Consider the following 18304-nt stretch of genomic DNA (forward strand, 5'->3'; position numbering starts at 1 on the left):
TGCGGACCCGGCCCGTACGCGCGGAGCACTGCAGCCCGGTCAGCGTCTCGCGGCCCAGCCGTCCGGACCACAGCGGGGCCAGGGCGGTATGGGCGCTGCCGGTGACCGGGTCCTCGGGGATGCCGACGGAGGGCGCGAACATCCGTGAGACGTAGTCGTAGCCGGCGCCCGTCGCGTCGCCGGCGCCCGTCGCGTCGTCGGCGCGCGCCGTGACGATGACGCCGCGGTAGGGGAGTCGGCTCAGCGCCGGAAGGTCGGGAGTCAGCGCCCGTACGCTCCCCTCATCGGCCATTTCGACGAGCAGATCGCCGAGCGGTCCGGTGTCGTGTGCGGCGACCGGTTCCGCACCGAGTGCGGTGGCCAGCTCGGCCGGTGGCGCGGTCTCGGCGACCCGCGCGGTGGGGAAGTCCAGCGTGATCTCCCCGCCGGGACCGGTGCTCGCGGTGAGGACGCCGCTGCGGGTGCGGAAGCGGATGGTGCCCGAGACGCCGTCGCTGTGCAGGAGGTGCGCGGTCGCCAGGGTGGCATGTCCGCACAGGTCGACCTCGGCGACCGGGGTGAACCAGCGCAGCGCCCAGTCGGCCTCGTGGTCGTCGGGCACCGGATGGGCGTAGGCGGTCTCCGCGAGGTTCATCTCGAGGGCCAGTCGCTGGAGGCGCTCGTCGGCCGGGAAGGGCCCCTCGTCCAGGAGCACGACAGCGGCCGGATTGCCCGAGTACGGGCGATCGGTGAAGGCGTCAGCGGTGCGAATCCTCATGACCGGGACCGTAGGCGCCTGTCGGAGACGCGGGCGACGGCCAATCAAGCGGATGTGGACCGGGACGGGGTTGCCGGAAAGCTTTTACCGATATATCGTTGACGCATCGCGACTAGTCGAAGAAGTTCGGAGACAGATCACGGAAGGAACAGCGACAATGGGTAAGGAAGATCAGGAATACGGTGGCCGCGAGCGCGGTCGCGGGCGTGGGCACTGCGGACCCTGGGGGTACGGCCCCTCGGAGCGCCGGGCGTTCGGGGCTTTCGGACCCCCGTTCGGCGACGGGCCCCCGTTCGGCAGCCGGGGACGCGGACGCGGCGGTCCCCGGGGGCGGGCACGGCGGGGCGACGTGCGGGCGTCGATCCTGGCACTGCTCAAGGACCGTCCGATGCACGGCTACGAAATGATCCAGGAGATCGCCGAGCGCAGCAGTGGTGCCTGGAAGCCGAGTCCCGGGTCGGTGTACCCGACGCTCCAACTCCTCGAGGACGAGGGCCTGATCAGCAGCGCGAGCGAGGGCGGCAAGAAGCTGTTCTCCCTCACCGGCACGGGCCGCGGCGAGGCCGATGACGGCCCCGACGCTCCCTGGGAGGAAGCCGGCCGCGGCGTCGACTGGGATGCCATGAACGAGGTGCGCAAGGCCGGTGGCGCCCTGGTCGGCGCCTTCCAGCAGGTCTGGTGGACCGGCACACCGGAGCAGCGGGACAAGGCGCTGGGAGTGGTCAACGACGCCCGAAAGAAGCTCTATCTGATCCTCGCCGAGGAGGACGAGGAGGCCTGAGCCGCCCTCCAGGCCCGTCCCGGACCGCGGGCGAAGGCCAGGTCCGTGAGGTCAGCGCGTGCCGCCGGTGCCCGCCTGGAGCGGCAGGACCCGCACCTTGCCGGTGCCGCACACCGGGCCCAGGCGCCACGTCGTGGTGTCGGCGGCGCGCTGGTCGGGCGGAATCACCCGGAGGGCTGCCGGATTCGGGCAGCGGCCGTCGGCGGGGTCGCCCTCACTCGGCACGACCGTCCAGCGCAGCCGGGCCGAGACGCGGTCGCCCGGTGCGAGGGTGAGCGGCTGCGGTGCCCGCGAGTGGTCCCTTACGGCCTTGGTCCGGATCGGCTCGCCGTTCTTGCGGGTGAGCTGGATGCCGGGATAGCCCTGCGTACGGCAGGTGGTGTCCGAGGAGTTGCGGAGGACGAGGCCGGCGTAGCGGCTGCCCGCGGCGGGTTGCCCGGAGCGCAGGGACGCCGACAGCGCCTCGGTCGTGCACCACGGCGAACGCGCCTTCCCGGTATCCGGGTTGCCTTCCGTGCTCTGCGCCTCGGGGGCCTGCGGGACGACGCCTTCGGTCTTCGCAGGCGTCTCCGCGGCGTCCGGATAGCTGGCCGCGTCGGAGTTCGCCTCCCGTTCCGCGGGTGCGGCGGTCCCGGACGGGGCTTCTGATCCGGCGGTGCAGCCGGTGGCGGTCAGCGCGGCGCCGATGGCGAGAGCGGCGAGAACGGAGCGTGCATGGTGCGTGGCCATGGAGGTCTCCCCTTGCTGCCGTATGGGGGCTGCTGTGTGATGAGACGTCGCGTGCCTGTGCACCGGTTCCCGCGTCGCGGGGGTGAAGTCCCCTGCCAGACGGCCCGGTTCGGACGGAGCGGACCGCGCGAGGGCGATGGGCGGGCCCTTCCGTGCGACCGATTGTCAGGGGTGAACAGGGTGACACTCCTGTCGGTGCTTGACATGATGTGCGGATGCACGCCACCACGCAGCCGACCGTGTCCGCCGGAGGCCGGCAGCTCGGACTGACCCTCGCTCTCGTCTCGGCCTTCGCCTTCGGCGGTTCGGGTCCCGCGGCCAAGCCGCTGATCGAGGCGGGCCTGCAGCCTCTGCACGTCACCTGGCTGCGGGTGGCGGGTGCCGCGCTCGTCATGTTGCCGCTGGCCTGGCGCCATCGCCGGCTGCTGCGGGAACGCCCCGGACTGCTCGTGGGATTCGGACTGCTGGCCGTCGCGGGCGTACAGGCGTGCTACTTCGCGGCGCTTTCCCGCATCCCCGTCGGCGTCGCCCTTCTCATCGAGTACCTGGCACCTGCCCTGGTGCTGGGCTGGGTGCGGTTCGTCCAGCGCCGGCCGGTGACCCGGGCGGCGGCCGCCGGAGTCGTTCTCGCGGTCGGGGGGCTGGCCTGCGTGGTCCAGGTGTGGTCAGGGGTGACCCTGGACGCCGTCGGCCTGCTGTTCGCGCTGGGTGCGGCCTGCTGTCAGGTCGGTTACTTCGTCCTGTCCGACCACGGCAGCGACGCCTCGGACGGCAGGCCGGCTGCCGACCCGATGGGTGTGATCGCCTACGGGCTGCTGACCGGCGCACTCGTGCTCACCGTGCTCGCCCGGCCCTGGGACATGGACTGGCGGGTGCTGGGCGGTCAGGTGTCCATGGACGGCACACCGGTGCCCGGCGTCCTGCTGCTCGGCTGGATCGTGCTGATCGCGACGGTCGCCGCGTACCTCACCGGGGTTGTCTCGGTGCGCAGGCTCTCCCCTCAGGTCGCCGGAGTGGTCGCCTGTCTGGAGGCGGTCATCGCCACCGTGCTCGCCTGGGTGCTGCTCGGTGAACACCTGGCGGCCGTGCAGCTCGTGGGCGGTGTGATCGTGCTGCTGGGCGCATTCATCGCGCAGAGCTCAGCGCCGAAGGAGGCCCCGGAGGCACCGGTCGCCTCCGGGGGAGCGCACCTCGAGTCCCCGGACGACGCCGCTCAGCGGGCCGCGAGGTAGCCGGGCAGGGCGATGTCCGGCGACAGGTCCTCGGCCGGCACGGGGATTCCGTAGGCGGGGGAGACGGGAACGACGCCGCTCCAGTACGGGAGGTCGAGGTCCCCCGCGTCGTCGTTCGGTCCGCCGCTGCGCACCTTGGCGGAGACCTCGGCCAGGTCGATCCGGAGCACTGCGGTGGCGGCCAGCTCCTTGGCGTCGGCCGGGCGCGAATCGGCCGCCCGGCCCGGCACGACGTTGTCGACCAGGGCGTCGACGGCGGCGGTGAGTTCCTCCTCGGAGGTGACCTGGCAGGCGGCTCCGTGGACGACCACGGAGCGGTAGTTGAGGGAGTGGTGGAAAGCCGACCGGGCGAGTACCAGGCCGTCGAGGTGGGTGACGGTGAGGCAGACCGGCAGTCCCCGCTCGTCCTGGCCCGCTTCCCGCAGTGGCCGGGAGCCGGTGGAGCCGTGCAGATAGATCCGCTCGCCCATCCGGACGTACAGGGTGGGCAGGACGACCGGCGCGCCGTCGCGCACGAACCCGAGATGGCACAGAAAGCCCTCATCGAGTATCGCGTGCACCACCTCGCGGTCGTAGGAGGCGCGTTCGCGGTGCCGGGTCGGGGTGCTGCGCCCGGTCCGGGCGTAGCTGTCGGCGGTGGCTGACAAGGTGCTCTCCCTTGCGTACAGTTTTGCGCTAGTGCATAATTTACTTTGTGCTAGGAGAATACCGGATCGAAGGCCGCCGCGCAGCGGAGATCGCCGCGAGCGTGGAACGGGGTGTGGGCTCGGGCCGGCTCGCGCCCGGCCGGCTGCTGCCGCCGATGCGGCAGCTGGCGACTGAGCTGGGTGTCAACGCGAACACCGTCGCCGCGGCCTACCGCAGCCTGCGGGAGCGCGGAGTGATCGAGACGGCCGGGCGTCGTGGCAGCCGGGTGCGGGCGCGGCCCGCCACCACCTCGCGCGAGGCCATCGGCGTGCGGCCGTCGGCCGGGGGCACCGACATCTCGCAGGGCAATCCCGATGTGGCTCTGCTGCCGCCGTTGCGCGAGGCGCTGACGGCTGCCGCCACCCGGGCCGCCCGCCGCAGCATGCTCTACGGGGACCCGGCGGTCGATGACGGTCTCGCCCGCGCCGCGAGGGCCGCGCTGGACGCGGACGGTGTGCCCGACGGGCCGGTCGCGGTCACCTCCGGCTCCCTCGACGCCATCGAACGGGTGCTGGTGGCACGGCTGCGCCCGGGCGACGCCGTCGCCGTCGAAGACCCCGGCTGGGGCAGCCTGCTGGACCTTGTCCCCGCCCTGGGGCTGCGCGTCGTGCCCGTCGCCCTGGACGACGACGGCCCCCTCCCGGGCGACGTGGCGGCAGCCCTGCGGGCCGGGGCCCGCGCCCTGATCGTGACCGACCGCGCGCAGAACCCGACCGGAGCGGTGGTCACCGCCGGCCGCGCCCGCGCGCTCCGCGAGGTGCTCACCCGTCATCCGCACACGCTGCTCATCGAGGACGACCACGGACACGGCATCGTCGAGGAGCCACTGCACCCGCTCGCGGGCACCACGGACCACTGGGTGCTGGTGCGGTCCACCTCCAAGGCGTACGGGCCGGATCTGCGGCTGGCCGTGCTCACCGGCGACCCGGTCACCGTCGACCGCGTGCGCGGACGGCAGCTGCTCGGCCCCGGCTGGGTCAGCCATCTGCTGCAGGACGCCGTGCTGCACCTGTGGGAGACACGGGCTGTCGACGCCCATGCGGTGGCCCGCGCGTACGGGCAGCGCAGGGACGCGCTCGTACGGGCGCTGGCCGCACGCGGCGTACCGGCACACGGGCGCAGCGGCATGAATGTCTGGGTGCCCGTCCCGGACGAGACGGGGGCCGTCGCGCGGCTGCTGCAGGCCGGCTGGGCGGTGGCCCCCGGGGCCCGCTTCCGGCTGGCGTCGCCCCCCGGCGTGCGGCTGACCGTATCCCGGCTCACCGCGGACACCGTCGCACAGCTTGCCGATGCCGTCGCCGCCGCGCTCCGCCCGGGCGAGGCGCGACGCTACGAGTGACGGCTCACGACTCCGCGGGCCGCGGCCGGGCTCTGCGCTGGGTGAGCGCGGCTCCCAGCAGGATGACGGCGGCGCCGGCCGGGGTGTTCCAGCTGAGCTGCTCACCCAGCACCATGACGCCCGCCACGGTCGCGATGACGGGGATGAAGTAGGTGACCATCTGCGCGGTCGTCGGGCCGACCTCGGCCACGAGCCCGTACTGGATGAGGAAGGCCAGCCCGGTGCCCAGCGCGCCCAGTGCCAGCACCGCCAGCATCGGCACGGCCGGGAACCGTGCCGGCACCGAGGTGAACAGTGCTGTCACCACGGCCAGTTGGACCGCGCCGAGGAGCAGCTGACCACCTGACATCGACAGGCTCGAGTGCGGGCTGTCGGCCAGGGTGCGGCGTACGTAGAGCCAGCCGACCGCGTAACTGGCGGCAGCGGCAAGCGCCATGGCCGTACCCGCCGGGTCCTGGCCCGAGAAGCCCCGCCACGCGCCGAGCACCACCAGCACACCGGCGAAGCCGACGGCCAGACCCGCGATCCGGTGGCGCGTCGGGCGGTCCGCCGAGAGGGCGGCCATCGAGAGCGCCATCCCGAACAGGGGTGTGGTGGCGTTGCAGATGCCGGCGAGGCCGGAGGAGATGGTGCGTTCCGCGTACGCGAAGAGCGAGAACGGCAGGGCGTTCAGGAAGAGGGCGGAGACCGCCAGATGTCCCCACAGGCGAGCGCCCCGCGGCAGCCGCTCACGCTTCACGGCGAGCACCGCCAGCAGCACAGCCGCGCCGAAGACCATCCGGCCGAGCGTCACCTGCAACGGCGCGTAGGCCTGGGTGCCGACCTTGATGAGCAGAAAACTGAAGCCCCACACCAGCGCCAGGACGGCGAAGCGCAGCCGCCAGTCGAGCCGGTGCGCGACTGCCGGCGCGGGCGGTCTCCCCGGGGGTTCGGATGAGCTCGGTGTGGTCGCAGGCGCGCCGTCGCGGGAGCGGGTGGATGCGGTCATGCGCCCACGATCCCGCCGCTCATTTTTTAGCACAAGCGATTATCTGTGGACTCAAAGGCGTAGCATCACTTACATGTTCAACTTGGAGAGGCTGCGCGTACTGCACGAGATCTCCGTGCACGGCACGGTGGGCGGCGCCGCCGACGCCCTGTACGTCACCACGTCCGCGATCTCCCAGCAGATGGCCAAGCTGGAGCGGGAGACCGGGCAGCAGCTGCTCGCCAGAAACGGCCGGGGTGTGCGGCTCACCGATGCCGGGCGGCTGCTGGCCGGGCACGCCGAGCGGGTCCTGTCCCTGCTGGAGGTGGCTCAGGCCGATCTGGAGGCGCACCGCGGGCAGGCGGTCGGCGAGCTGCTGCTCGGTGCGTTCCCCACCGCCGCCCGCGGTCTCCTCCCGGCCGCTCTCACGATGCTCCGTGAGGAACACCCTCAACTCCATCCGCGGCTCACGGAGATGGAGGCCGAATCGGCCGTGCCGCGCCTGCTGCGCGGTGACATCGACATGGCCGTCGTCCTGGACTGGCACAACCGGCCGCTCTCGCTGCCCAGCGGCCTGTGCAAGGCGGCGCTGCTGGAGGACCCCACCGACCTCGCGATGCCCGCCGGTCATCCGCTCGCGGACCGGCGCCGGGTCGAGCTGCGGGAGTTCGCCGAGGAGGAGTGGGTCTCCTGGCCGGACGGGGAGTTCTGTCACGAGTGGCTGATGACCACGCTGCGCGGGGAGGGAATCGAGCCACGCCTCTCCCACCGGGCGGAGGAACACAGCACACAGCTCGCCCTGGTCGCCGCCGGGCTCGGTGTCGCGGTCGCGCCGCGGCTGGGCCGCGGGCCGCTGCCGCGGGGGGTGGCGGTCGTGCCCGTACACCACACCCTGCGACGTCACATCCACGCGATCTGGCGTCAGGACGCCGATCGCCGGCCGTCCATCCGGGCGGCGGTGGCGGCACTGGAGAAGGCGGCCGGCAACGTCGGGGCCACGCCGCCCTAGGAGTGGCCCCGAGGCTGCCGGCCGCCTTGTCAGTCGGCCAGCGTGATGGTGCCGCCCTTGACGGTGACCTTCGCGAGCGGCAGCCCGCGCGTCGCGGGCCCGGTGGTGACGCTGCCGTCGTTGACGTCGAACTTGCTGCCGTGGCACGCACAGTTGATGGTGCCGTCGGCGACCTCGGTCACCAGGCACCCCTTGTGCGTGCACGTCGCCGAGAACGCCTTGTACTCGGTGCCGCTCGGCCGGGTGACGACGACCTTCTGCTCCTTGAAGATCTTGCCGCCGCCCTCCGGGATGTCGGCGGCCTTGCCGAGCTCGCCGTTCGCGGCGCCACCGCCGCCCTCCTTGGCCTCGCCGGTGTCGTCGCTGTCACCGCCGGCGTCGCCGCTGCCGCCGTCGGAGCCGCAGGCGGCGAGAGTGACGGCGGCTCCGGCCGCGCCCGCGGCGGCGATCACGGACCTGCGGGTGGTGGATGCGGTCATGGGACCTTCCTCATCTGTCGAAGGAATGCACGCCTTTGCACTGCTCAACGGATCCTGCCCAGCCGGCGTTCAATCGCGGAGGGCTTTGTCAAGGAACGCACATTGAGCGGTCAACTGCCGCTGGGCCGTCAGCTCGTCTCTTACCATGTGCGACTCCCCGGACAGCGGCAGCACGGTGTGCTCCCGGCCGGCGGCGAGCAGCGCCGCCGACAGCCGCAGAGTGTGTGCGAATGCCACGTTGTCGTCGGCCGTGCCGTGCACCAGGAGCAGCGGGCGGCGCAGCAGGTGCGCGTCCAGGGTCAGCGAGCACCGGTCGTAGTGCTCCGGGTGCTTGTCGGGATGCCCCAGATACCGTTCCTTCCAGTGGGTGTCGTAGAGCCGTGGATCGACGGCCGGCGCCCCCGCCACGGCGGCGTGGAAGATGTCCGGATGGCGCAGCACGGCCGCCACCGCCAGGGAGCCGCTGAAGGACCAGCCGCGGATGCCCACCCGGCTCAGATCCAGGTACGGACGCGTCGCGGCCGCCGTACGCAGCGCGTCGATCTGGTCCTCCAGCACCGGCGTGAACTGGTCCCCCCAGATCGCCTTCTCCCATGCCGGGCCCCGCCCGGGTGTGCCCCGCCCGTCGGTGACCAGCACCGCGTACCCCTGGTCCGCGAACCACTGGGAGACGCAGGCGTGCCAGCTTCGCGTCCGCAGCACCAGCTGCATCCCCGGCCCGCTGTACGGGTCCAGCAGCACCGGCAGCGGCCGGGCATCCGGTGCCCCGGGTTCGTACCAGGACGGCAGGAACAGCGCGGTGCGCAGCTGCCGGTCGCCCAGGGCCAGGAACAACGGCCGTGGGAGCAGCGACGGTTCCTCCACGAGCGAGGTGATCTCGCCCGCCCGCTTGCCCTCGCGCAGCACGGTCACCCGCTGCCCGTCCGGGGTCAGGCTGTCGAGCACGACGGTGCCACCGCGGACGGCCCCCGAGTGCACTCCCGGACGGTCGCTGATCCTTATGCAGCCGGTGACGGCGGAGTAGGCCCACAGATGCCTCTCGGTGGGTTCCTCGCTCGCGCGGAAGAGCACCGTCTCCCCTTCGGTGCCCAGCACCTCCAGCACCTGCAGCCCCGGTGGGGTCACGACGTCATCGCCCACCCGCAGCCGCCGGGTGCCGTCGCTCTCCTGCGGCGCCACGAGCGCGCCGGAGGCGGTGCGGCAGTACGCGCCCGGGAGGAGTTCGACCCAGCGCTCGTCGTGCTGCTCGGCCAGCACCCGCGTCGCGCCGGCGGGGTCGGCGGCGAGGGTGCGCAGGGTGCGCTGATCGCGGCTCTGCACGGTGACCAGCGGACCGTGCGCGTCCCAGCCCGCGTCCACCACGTACTCCAGCGCCGCCCGGTCCCAGCCGACTTCGGTGCGGCGCCCGTCGAGGTGGAGCAGGTGGAGCGAGACGTCGGCGTTGGCCGTGCCCGCCAGCGGATAGCGCAGCACCCGCGGGGGCTGTGCCGGACTGTACGGATCGCTGAGATAGCGGCGCTGTACCGCGGTGGTGTCCACGCGGGCGACCAGCAGCGCGCCGCTGTCGGGTGCCCACCAGTACCCGCGGGTGCGGCCGATCTCCTCGGCGGATACGTAGTCGGTGAGCCCGTACGTCACCTCGGGCCCTTCGGGTGCGGCCAGCAGTGTCTCGCCAGCGCCGTCCGGCCGTACGACGTGCAGGGCGCCACCCGTGACGTACGCGATGAACCGGCCGTCCGGCGAGGGCCCCGGGTCGACGGCCGGTCCGGCCACAGGCACCCGGAACGGTTCGCCGCCCGCCGTGCGCACCGCCCACAGCGCACCGCCGAGGGTGAAGGCGGCCAGCTCCGCCGCGTCGTCCGCCGCGTAGCCCGTCACGCCCGTGGACTGGTCGCGGGCACGCTCACTGCGCAGCCGCTCCTCCTCCGTCGGGGTGGTGGACTCCTTCTCCAGCGCGCGCGGGTCCGCCATCAGCCGTTCGCCGCCCTGCTCCCATATCCACAGTCCGCCGGCCGGATCGCGGCCCCCGCCGGTGCGCAGGAACAGCACCCGAGCGCCGTCCGGGGAGATCGTCAGCTGCCGGACGGCGCCCAGTGAGAAGCGCCGGGTCCGGGTGAACTGCTCGAGAAACGCGGAGCTGTTGCCTGCTGGAGTCATGCCGGAACCATGCCACTCACCCGACCGGGAGGCAGCCGGGTTTCCGGGTCGTACCCACGGCCGCGGATACCCTGTGCGGATGCTTCCCGAAGTCACCGCGACCCGCTATGTCACGCCGCTGCGGGAGGGTGGTTCGCTGCCCGGGATCGTCGAGGCCGACGACCTGGGCACGTACGTCATGAAGTTCACCGGCGCGGGACAGGGCCGCAAGACGTTGGTGGCCGAGGTCGTCTGCGGCCTGCTGGCCCGGCACCTCGGCCTGCGCGTCCCCGGCCTGGCAGGGATCCAGCTCGACCCGGTGATCGGGCTGAGCGAGCCCGACGAGGAGGTCCAGGAACTGCTGAAGGCGAGCGGCGGGCTCAATCTGGGCATGGACTTCCTGCCGGGTTCGCTGGGCTTCGACCCGCTCGCGTTCCGGGTGAGCGCGGCGGAGGCGGGCCGGGTCGTCTGGTTCGACGCGCTGGTGGGCAACGTCGACCGGTCCTGGCGCAACCCCAACATGCTGGTGTGGCACGGGAATCTGTGGCTCATCGACCACGGTGCGACCATGATCTGGCACCACAACTGGCCGACCGCGGACGCCGCGGCGGGCAGGCCCTACGACGCCTCCGACCACGCGCTCGCCCCCTTCGCCCCCGATGTGCCGGCCGCCGCGGCCGAGCTGGCGCCGCAGGTGACCGCCGACCTGATCGCCGGCTGCGTCGCCGAGGTCCCCGACGAGTGGCTTCTCGACGAGCCGGGGTTCGACGGACCGGACGCGCTGCGCGGCGCGTACGTGCGGGCGCTGGCCGCCCGCGCGCCTACGATCCACGAGCGCGTGACCCTCGGTGAGCGCAGCCGGGACCGGCCCTCGCAGGCGCCGGGGTGGCTGACCGCGGGGCCGCGCCGGAAGGGAGGCGAGCAGAAGTGAGTGACCAGGTGGGCGCGAAGCGCGAGCTGTTCGAGTACGCGCTGCTGCGCGTCGTGCCGCGCGTGGAGCGGGGCGAGGTGATGAACGCCGGCGTGGTCCTGTACTGCCGCGCCCGGTCCTTCGTCGTCGCCCGGACCCATCTGGACGAGGAGCGGCTGCGCGCGCTGGATCCGCAGGTGGATCTGGCGGGCGTACGTGCGGCTCTGCACGCGGCCGAGGGCGTCTGCGACGGAGGGGAGGCGGCCGGGCAGGCGGCCGGCGACGCACCCGGCCGCCGGTTCCGCTGGCTGGTCGCACCGCGCAGCACCGTCCTGCAGCCCGGGCCCGTCCACACCGGGCTGACGGCGGATCCGCAGGCGGAGGCCGAGCGCCTGCTGGAGCTGCTCGTGCGCTGAATCTCATGTCCCAGGGGAACCGTTGACAGCGGGTGCCGGTACTCATAGCGTCACGACTGCCACAAGGTACTAAGCGGTTGCTCACCACATCCACGGCGAGGAGAGAACAGCATGTCCACCACCGACCAGCGCGTCGCGATCGTGACCGGTGCCGCCCGAGGCATCGGCGCTGCCACCGCGGTGCGGCTCGCGGCCGAGGGCCGCGCCGTCGCCGTCCTGGACCTCGACGAGGCGGCCTGCGGGGAGACCGTGGAGAAGATCACCAAGGCGGGCGGCAAGGCCGTCGCCGTGGGCTGCGACGTCTCCGACTCCGCGCAGGTCGAAGCCGCGGTCACCCGGGTCGTCGACGAGCTCGGGGCGCCGACCGTACTGGTCAACAACGCCGGTGTGCTCCGCGACAACCTGCTGTTCAAGATGAGTGACTCGGACTGGGACACCGTCATGAACGTGCACCTGCGGGGGGCCTTCCTGATGTCCCGCGCCTGCCAGAAGCACATGGTCGACGCGGGCTTCGGGCGGATCGTGAACCTTTCCTCCTCCTCCGCGCTCGGCAACCGCGGTCAGGTCAACTACGCGGCGGCCAAGGCCGGCTTGCAGGGTTTCACCAAGACGCTCGCCAAGGAACTCGGCAAGTTCGGCATCACCGCCAACGCTGTCGCACCCGGGTTCATCGTCACCGACATGACGGCGTCCACCGCGGAGCGCGTCGGCATGGGCTTCGAGGACTTCCAGGCCGCCGCCGCCTCACAGATCCCGGTGCAGCGCGTGGGCAGGCCCGAGGACATCGCCAACGCCATCGCCTTCTTCAGCGGTGAGCAGGCGGGCTTCGTCTCGGGCCAGGTCATGTACGTGGCCGGCGGTCCGCTCAACTGACGGGAGAGGTACCGAACATGGCAGGACAGGAAGAGTCCGTGCGGACCACGGCATCGTACGGCGACGCGGAGGTCGCACTCGTCACCGGCGGCAGCCGGGGGATCGGCTACGGAGTCGCCGACGCCCTGGTCGCGCGCGGTCACCGGGTGTGCATCACCGGACGCAACGAGGACGCCCTCAAGGAGGCCGTGGACACCCTCGGCGGTCCGGACCGCGCGATGTACGTCGCGGGCAAGGCCCATGACGAGGAGCACCGGGCGACCGCCGTCGAGCGGATCATGGACACCTGGGGACGGATCGACCATCTCGTCAACAACGCCGGCACGAACCCCGTCTTCGGTCCCATCGCCGAGCTGGACCTCGGCGTCGCACGTAAGGTCTTCGAGACCAACGTGATCTCCGCTCTGGGCTTCGCGCAGCTGACCTGGGCGGCCTGGCAGCGGGACAACGGAGGCGCGATCGTCAACATCGCCTCCATCGCCGGGGTCTCCGCCTCGCCCTTCATCGCCGCCTACGGCATGAGCAAGGCGGCGATGGTCAATCTGACCCAGCAGCTGGCGCACGAGTTCGCGCCCAGGGTGCGGGTCAACGCCATCGCACCGGCCGTGGTGAAGACGAAATTCGCCGCGGCGCTGTACGAGGGACGCGAACAGGAGGCGGCGGCGCGCTACCCCATGGGGCGGCTCGGCGCGCCGCAGGACATCGGCGGCGCAGCCGCCTTCCTCACCTCCGGCGAGGCGGCCTGGATCACTGGCCAGACCCTGGTCGTGGACGGCGGTCTCTCGCTGAACGCGGGTGTGGAGTAAGGAATTCCCGCTCCGCCCGCGACGGGTGTTCGCGGCAATTCGGGTGCCGGTCCGTCGTCGGACCGGCACCCGCTGTCATCACCTTGTTCACTCCCCGGCCATGTGCGTGCTCGGCTACGGATGAATGGTTGACCAGTGCATGTTCTGGGGTCGGGTGCTGAGGTAAGGTCACTCTCGCCTCTCGGCCAGCGGGTCCGCGTATGGCGTCGGCGTGTGCAGTGCGGCGGCGTGGGAGAAGCGCAAACAACGCATTGACCGGCCGGTGGGCTTTCCCTTTTGCAACCGCATCAGCAGCAGTGGCCCCGCCGACTGAGGAGCGCGTAGGTGTTCGACCGGAACGGACCTTTGAGGATCGCAGCGGCCGTATTGATAGCAACATCCATGGTCGCTGGGTGCAGTTCGCTGTCCGGGGACGACGGCGAAGAAAAGCGCTCGATCGTCGTGGGCACCACCAGTGAACCCAGCGTCCTGGACCCGGCGGCGGCCTGGGACGGCTCCTGGGAGCTCTACAAGAACGTCTTCCAGACCCTGATGGCCTTTCCCAGCAGCAGCAGCGCCCCCGAGCCGGACGCCGCCAAGGAGTGCGGATTCACCGACTCCGCCAGCCGCGTCTACCGCTGCACGCTGCGGGACGGACTGAAGTTCTCCAACGGCAACGCGCTGGACGCCGCGGCCGTGAAGCACTCCGTCGACCGCATCCGGACCATCAAGGCGAAGTCGGGTCCGCTCGGGCTGCTGGGCAGCCTCGACCGGGTGGAGACGCCGGACAAGAAGACCGTCGTCTTCCACCTCAAGAAGTCCGACGCCACCTTCCCCTTCATCCTGGCCACTCCCGCGACCGCGCTGGTGGATCCGGAGAGCTACCCGGCCGGCAAGCTGCGCAAGGGCGACAAGCTGGTGGGCTCGGGTCCGTACAAGCTGAAGTCCTACCGGGAGGGCAAGGACGCCGAGCTGGTCAAGTACGAGGGCTATCGCGGCCCGGCCAAGGTCAGGAACGACGTCGTCACCATCGACTACTTCCAGGACTCCGCCCGTATGGTCAAGGCGCTCAAGGCCAAGAAGCTCGATGCGGTCTTCCGCGGTCTGACCCCCACTCAGGTGACCGGCTTCCAGAAGGCGCAGGCGAACGGCGAGCAGGAAATCGAGCTGAGCGAGATTCTCGGCGCGGAGATCAGCTATCTCGTCTTCAACCCCAAGCACCGGATGGCGGGCAACCCCGCGGTCCGCAGGGCGGTCGCGGAGCTGATCGACCGCAAGGCGCTGGTGCGGAACGTCTACAAGCGTACGGCCGACCCGCTCTACTCCATGGTCCCCGGCGGCATCACCGGCCACACCAGCGCCTTCTACGACGCCTACGGGGAGCCGAGCAGGCGCAAGGCACAGGAAACCCTGTCCGGTGCGGGTATCGACAAGAAGGTACCGCTCACCCTCTGGTACACGACGGACCGCTACGGCTCCACGACCAAGGAGACCTTCCAGGAGATCAAGCGTCAGCTGGACCGGTCGGGGCTCTTCTCGGTCACGATCAAGGGCCGCCCCTGGTCCAAGTTCGTCGAGGGCTACAGCAAGGGCGAGTATCCGGTCTTCGGCCGCGGCTGGTTCCCCGACTTCCCGGACGCCGACAACTACGTCGCGCCCTTCGTCGGCAAGAACAACGCGGTCGGTACGCCCTACAACAACCCTGAGATCACCGAGGACCTGCTGCCCAAATCCCGTAAGGAGAGCAATCGCGCGGCCGCCAGCCGCTCCTTCACCAAGGCGCAGAAGATCATGGCGAGGGACGCCCGGCTGCTGCCGCTGTGGCAGGGCAGGGTCTACCTCGCCTCGGTCAAGGACCTGGCCGGCGTCGAGTGGCTGCTGGACCCCTCCACGCTGCCGCGGTTGTGGGAGCTGCACAAGAAGTCCAGCTGGTAGACGGCAGGGGCGGCCGGGGGACGGGGTGCGTCGCGGCGGATGTCGGTGGCCGCCGGTACGTTCGGTGCCGGCCATCGACGCACACACCCCGGAGGCAAGTGAGTGAACGGCATGCTGGGCACGCTGCCCGAGTCCTGGCAGGGCGCCCTCGGCGAGGAGACCGGGAAGCCGTATTTCAAGGACCTCGCCGAGTTCATCGAACGGGAGCGGGAGTGCGGTCCGGTCTACCCGCCGCGCGCTGAGGTCTTCGCGGCCCTCCAGGCCACCCCGTACGAGCGGGTGAGGGTGCTGATCCTCGGCCAGGACCCCTACCACGGGGAGGGGCAGGGCCACGGTCTGTGCTTCTCGGTCCGGCCAGGGGTCCGCACTCCGCCGTCCCTGCGCAACATCTACAAGGAGTTGCGCGAGGACATCGGTCACCCCGTGCCGGACAACGGTTTTCTGATGCACTGGGCCGAGCAGGGCGTGCTGCTGCTCAACGCGGTGCTGACGGTTCGTGCCGGAGCGGCCAACTCCCACCAGGGCAAGGGCTGGGAGACGTTCACGGACGCCGTGATCCGCGCCGTGGCCGCGAGACCCGACCCGGCGGTCTTCGTGCTGTGGGGCAACTACGCCAAGAAGAAGCTTCCGCTGATCGACACCGGACGGCACACGGTGGTGCAAGGCGCCCATCCGTCACCCCTGTCCGCGAAGAAGTTCTTCGGCTCCCGCCCCTTCAGCCAGATCGACGCGGCCGTCGCCGCCCACGGGCATACCACGATCGACTGGCGCATCCCCGACGTCGGTCCGAGCGCCTGAGCGCGATTGTCAGTGCCGGCGGCTAGCTTTTGGGTCAGGAGCAAGCAGCACACACCGCGCGTTCTCCGCAGGTGCATGCGTGGGTGAGCAGGGCGGAGGAGTCCCGTGGTGGAGCCGCAGCAGGAGGCGTCCCCGGACGCGATCATGGTTCGGATCGGTCAGGCGATCATGCTCCACCGCGCCGGTGACCGTGAGGAGGCCCGCAACCGCTTCGGACTGCTGTGGTCCCAGGCGACGGGGGAGGGCGACCTCTTCCATCGCTGTACCATCGCGCACTACATGGCTGACACCCAGGACGACCCGGCCACCGAGCTGGAGTGGGACCGGCGGGCGCTGGCGGCGGCCGACGCGCTCACCGGCGAGGACGTGGAGTGGGGGGAGCATTCCGTGGCGGTGCGCGCCCTGTATCCCTCGCTCTACCTGAATCTCGCCGCGGACCACGTCAAGCTCGGCGAGGCGAGCGCCGCACGACAGGAACTCCGGCGAGCCAGGAGTGTGCTGGGGTCGCTGGCCGACGACGAGTACGGCGCGGGGATCAGGGCCGCGGTCGAGCGGCTGGAGATCCAGCTGACCGCACTATGACCTCTGCGCGCACCTCACCGGACCGAGGAGTCCCCGTGAAGATCGGCGTGATCGGGCTCGGCGACATCGCGCAGAAGGCTTATCTGCCGGTGCTCGCCGCCCAGCCCGGCCTGGAACCGCACCTGGTGACCCGCACGCCCGCCACGCTCGAGAGCGTGGCCGCCGCCCACCGCATCCCCCCGGCGCACCGGCACACAGACCTGGGCACGCTGCTCGCCGTGAGCCCCGACGCCGCCTTCGTGCACGCTCCCACGGCCGCGCACCCCGAGATCGTCACCCGGCTCCTGGAGGCGGGCGTCCCCACCTTCGTCGACAAGCCTCTCAGCTACGAACTCGCCGATGCCCAGCGCCTCGTGCGCCTCGCAGAGGACCGCCGCGTGAGCCTCGCCGTCGGCTTCAACCGGCGCTACGCGCCCGGCTACGCCCAGTGCCTCGAACTCCCGAGGGAACTGATCCTGCTGCAGAAGCACCGCGTCGGTCTCCCCGAGGAGCCGCGCCGGATGATCTTCGACGACTTCATCCATGTCGTCGACACGCTGCGTTTCCTCGTCCCCGGCACGCTCGAGCACATCGACGTGCATACCCGGGTGCGCGGCGGGCTGCTGCACCACGTCGTCCTCCAGCTCTCCGGGGACGGGTTCACGGCGATCGGCGCGATGAACCGGCTGTCCGGCTCCGCCGAAGAGATCCTGGAGGTCTCGGGCCAGGACACCAAGCGCGAGGTCCGCGACATCGCCGAGATCATCGACCACAAGGGGCAGCCCACCCGACGTCGCCGCGGTGACTGGGTGCCCGTGGCCCGGCAGCGCGGCATCGAGCAGATGGTGCTCGCCTTCCTCGACGCGGTACGCGCGGGGGAGCGGCTCTCCGCCCAGGACGCCCTGCGGACGCACGAACTGTGCGAACGGGTCGTCAGTTCCGCGAGGGAGGAGCGTTCCTGACCGTCGGCCGCCTGTTCCCACCCCCTCCACGGCGTCCCCGCGATGCCTCCGCGCCCGCCACGGCGCCGAAGAGGAGGAGCCCGCCGACCGCCCCGTACACGACCCAGTCGCCCAGGCGCAGGTAGAGGGTCGTGCCCGAGGCCAGCGGCACGTCGTAGACGGCCGCTGTGCTGCGGCCGGTGCTCAGCCGGTCGCCGACGATCTCGCCCCGCGGGCCGTACACCGCGCTCTCCCCGGTGAGCGTGGCATGCACCATCGGCCGCCCCGTCTCGGCGGCCCGCACCGCCGCCAGCGTGCCGTGCTGCTCCGGAGCCCAACTGTGCTGGAAGGTCGAGGTCGAGGACTGCGCCACCAGCAACCGGGCGCCGTCGCGCACCAGATGGCGGCTCATGTCGGGGAAGGCGGTCTCGAAACACACCAGCGGTCCGAAGGGCACAGCGGCCCCCTTCATCACCACCGGCCTCTCACCGCGCTGCCGGTCCTCGACCGCCGCCCGGCCCACCGAGGTCGCCCAGCCGAGCACCGAGCGGGCCGGAACGTACTCCCCGAACGGCACCAGGCGCATCTTGTCGTAACGGTCCCCGGTCGGTCCGCCCGGTCCGATCAGCACCGAACTCTTGTAGATGCCCGGACGGTCCGAGCGCCGGGCGTCCACGTTCACCAGAATCTCCGCGCCGACCTCGGCGGAGAGCGCACCGAGCCGCTTCCGCAGCTCCGGGTTGCCTCGCAGGTCGTAGCCGACGCTGCTCTCGCCCCACACCACCAGGTCCGGTTTCTCGCCGGCCAGTCGGCGGGTCAGCTCCTCACTCCGCTCCAAGCGGGGGCGCTGGCCGACGATGACCCCGGGCTGGACGACGGCGACCCGTGTCCTGCCCGCCGGCTCCGGCTCCGGTGCCCACAGCCACGCCGCCGCCACGGCGGCTGCTGCGGCGGCGAGCGCGGCAAGGG

Annotated in this window: 19 protein-coding genes; 12 read left to right on the plus strand and 7 right to left on the minus strand. The window is 71.5% G+C overall.

The window, feature by feature from the left end:
* Positions 1 to 757 (minus strand): PhzF family phenazine biosynthesis protein (locus ACRDP3_RS25310; protein WP_431519312.1); only part of this gene is annotated, 757 nt, incomplete at its 3' end.
* A gap of 157 nt (positions 758 to 914) precedes the next feature.
* Here ACRDP3_RS25310 and ACRDP3_RS25315 point away from each other — a divergent pair.
* Complete coding sequence (locus ACRDP3_RS25315) at positions 915 to 1538, plus strand: PadR family transcriptional regulator (protein ID WP_431519313.1); 624 nt, start codon at positions 915 to 917, stop codon at positions 1536 to 1538.
* 51 nt (positions 1539 to 1589) lie between these two features.
* Here ACRDP3_RS25315 and ACRDP3_RS25320 read toward each other — a convergent pair whose 3' ends face one another.
* Positions 1590 to 2267 (minus strand): DUF4232 domain-containing protein, encoded by a 678-nt coding sequence (locus ACRDP3_RS25320; RefSeq protein WP_431519314.1) that lies wholly within the window; start codon positions 2265 to 2267, stop codon positions 1590 to 1592.
* A 215-nt stretch (positions 2268 to 2482) separates the two neighbouring features.
* On the opposite strand from ACRDP3_RS25320, the gene ACRDP3_RS25325 reads away from it, so the two are divergent.
* On the plus strand, positions 2483 to 3499 hold the full coding sequence (locus ACRDP3_RS25325) for an EamA family transporter (RefSeq protein WP_431519315.1): 1017 nt from the start codon (positions 2483 to 2485) through the stop codon (positions 3497 to 3499).
* Here the strand turns inward: ACRDP3_RS25325 and ACRDP3_RS25330 are convergent.
* Complete coding sequence (locus ACRDP3_RS25330) at positions 3481 to 4146, minus strand: pyridoxamine 5'-phosphate oxidase family protein (protein ID WP_431519316.1); 666 nt, start codon at positions 4144 to 4146, stop codon at positions 3481 to 3483. The genes ACRDP3_RS25325 and ACRDP3_RS25330 overlap by 19 nt on opposite strands.
* 47 nt (positions 4147 to 4193) lie before the next feature.
* Here ACRDP3_RS25330 and ACRDP3_RS25335 point away from each other — a divergent pair, with 47 nt between their 5' ends.
* On the plus strand, positions 4194 to 5525 hold the full coding sequence (locus tag ACRDP3_RS25335) for an aminotransferase class I/II-fold pyridoxal phosphate-dependent enzyme (protein ID WP_431519317.1): 1332 nt from the start codon (positions 4194 to 4196) through the stop codon (positions 5523 to 5525).
* Positions 5526 to 5529: 4 nt separating this feature from the next.
* On the opposite strand, the gene ACRDP3_RS25340 is transcribed toward ACRDP3_RS25335, so the two are convergent.
* Positions 5530 to 6513 carry a DMT family transporter gene (locus ACRDP3_RS25340; RefSeq protein ID WP_431519318.1) on the minus strand — a complete coding sequence of 328 codons (984 nt, stop codon included), beginning with the start codon at positions 6511 to 6513 and terminating at the stop codon, positions 5530 to 5532.
* Positions 6514 to 6586: 73 nt separating this feature from the next.
* Between ACRDP3_RS25340 and ACRDP3_RS25345 the strand changes: the two genes are divergently transcribed.
* Positions 6587 to 7501: a LysR family transcriptional regulator gene (locus ACRDP3_RS25345; RefSeq protein ID WP_431519319.1), complete on the plus strand. Its 915-nt coding sequence runs from the start codon at positions 6587 to 6589 to the stop codon at positions 7499 to 7501.
* A 29-nt stretch (positions 7502 to 7530) separates the two neighbouring features.
* On the opposite strand, the gene ACRDP3_RS25350 is transcribed toward ACRDP3_RS25345, so the two are convergent.
* Both ACRDP3_RS25350 and ACRDP3_RS25355 read right to left on the minus strand, forming a co-directional pair.
* Positions 7531 to 7980 carry a Rieske (2Fe-2S) protein gene (locus ACRDP3_RS25350; RefSeq protein WP_431519320.1) on the minus strand — a complete coding sequence of 150 codons (450 nt, stop codon included), beginning with the start codon at positions 7978 to 7980 and terminating at the stop codon, positions 7531 to 7533.
* 69 nt (positions 7981 to 8049) lie between these two features.
* Positions 8050 to 10137 (minus strand): prolyl oligopeptidase family serine peptidase, encoded by a 2088-nt coding sequence (locus ACRDP3_RS25355; RefSeq protein ID WP_431519321.1) that lies wholly within the window; start codon positions 10135 to 10137, stop codon positions 8050 to 8052.
* Positions 10138 to 10216: 79 nt separating this feature from the next.
* On the opposite strand from ACRDP3_RS25355, the gene ACRDP3_RS25360 reads away from it, so the two are divergent.
* From ACRDP3_RS25360 to ACRDP3_RS25395, 8 genes are all read left to right on the plus strand, one after another.
* A complete protein-coding gene (locus ACRDP3_RS25360) occupies positions 10217 to 11047 on the plus strand; it encodes a HipA family kinase (protein WP_431519322.1) in 831 nt (276 codons plus the stop codon).
* Positions 11044 to 11442, plus strand: coding sequence for a DUF3037 domain-containing protein (locus ACRDP3_RS25365; protein ID WP_431519323.1), 399 nt, complete (start codon positions 11044 to 11046; stop codon positions 11440 to 11442). The genes ACRDP3_RS25360 and ACRDP3_RS25365 overlap by 4 nt, the downstream gene beginning before the upstream one ends.
* A 111-nt stretch (positions 11443 to 11553) precedes the next feature.
* Positions 11554 to 12315, plus strand: coding sequence for a 3-oxoacyl-ACP reductase FabG (fabG, locus tag ACRDP3_RS25370; protein WP_431519324.1), 762 nt, complete (start codon positions 11554 to 11556; stop codon positions 12313 to 12315).
* Between the two features lie 17 nt (positions 12316 to 12332).
* A complete protein-coding gene (locus tag ACRDP3_RS25375) occupies positions 12333 to 13121 on the plus strand; it encodes an SDR family oxidoreductase (protein WP_431519325.1) in 789 nt (262 codons plus the stop codon).
* A 324-nt stretch (positions 13122 to 13445) separates the two neighbouring features.
* A complete protein-coding gene (locus tag ACRDP3_RS25380; RefSeq protein WP_431519326.1) occupies positions 13446 to 15035 on the plus strand; it encodes an ABC transporter substrate-binding protein in 1590 nt (529 codons plus the stop codon).
* Positions 15036 to 15146: 111 nt separating this feature from the next.
* A complete protein-coding gene (ung, locus tag ACRDP3_RS25385) occupies positions 15147 to 15833 on the plus strand; it encodes a uracil-DNA glycosylase (RefSeq protein ID WP_431519330.1) in 687 nt (228 codons plus the stop codon).
* Between the two features lie 105 nt (positions 15834 to 15938).
* Positions 15939 to 16415: a hypothetical protein gene (locus ACRDP3_RS25390; RefSeq protein ID WP_431519327.1), complete on the plus strand. Its 477-nt coding sequence runs from the start codon at positions 15939 to 15941 to the stop codon at positions 16413 to 16415.
* A 35-nt stretch (positions 16416 to 16450) separates the two neighbouring features.
* Positions 16451 to 17356, plus strand: coding sequence for a Gfo/Idh/MocA family protein (locus ACRDP3_RS25395; protein ID WP_431519328.1), 906 nt, complete (start codon positions 16451 to 16453; stop codon positions 17354 to 17356).
* Here ACRDP3_RS25395 and lnt read toward each other — a convergent pair.
* Positions 17328 to 18304: apolipoprotein N-acyltransferase (lnt, locus tag ACRDP3_RS25400; RefSeq protein WP_431519329.1), on the minus strand; the 977-nt coding region annotated here is incomplete at its 5' end. The two genes, ACRDP3_RS25395 and lnt, sit on opposite strands and share 29 nt — an antisense overlap.

Origin of the sequence: Streptomyces sp. (assembly GCF_050698815.1) — a bacterium.
Classification (GTDB): Bacteria; Actinomycetota; Actinomycetes; order Streptomycetales; family Streptomycetaceae; genus Streptomyces.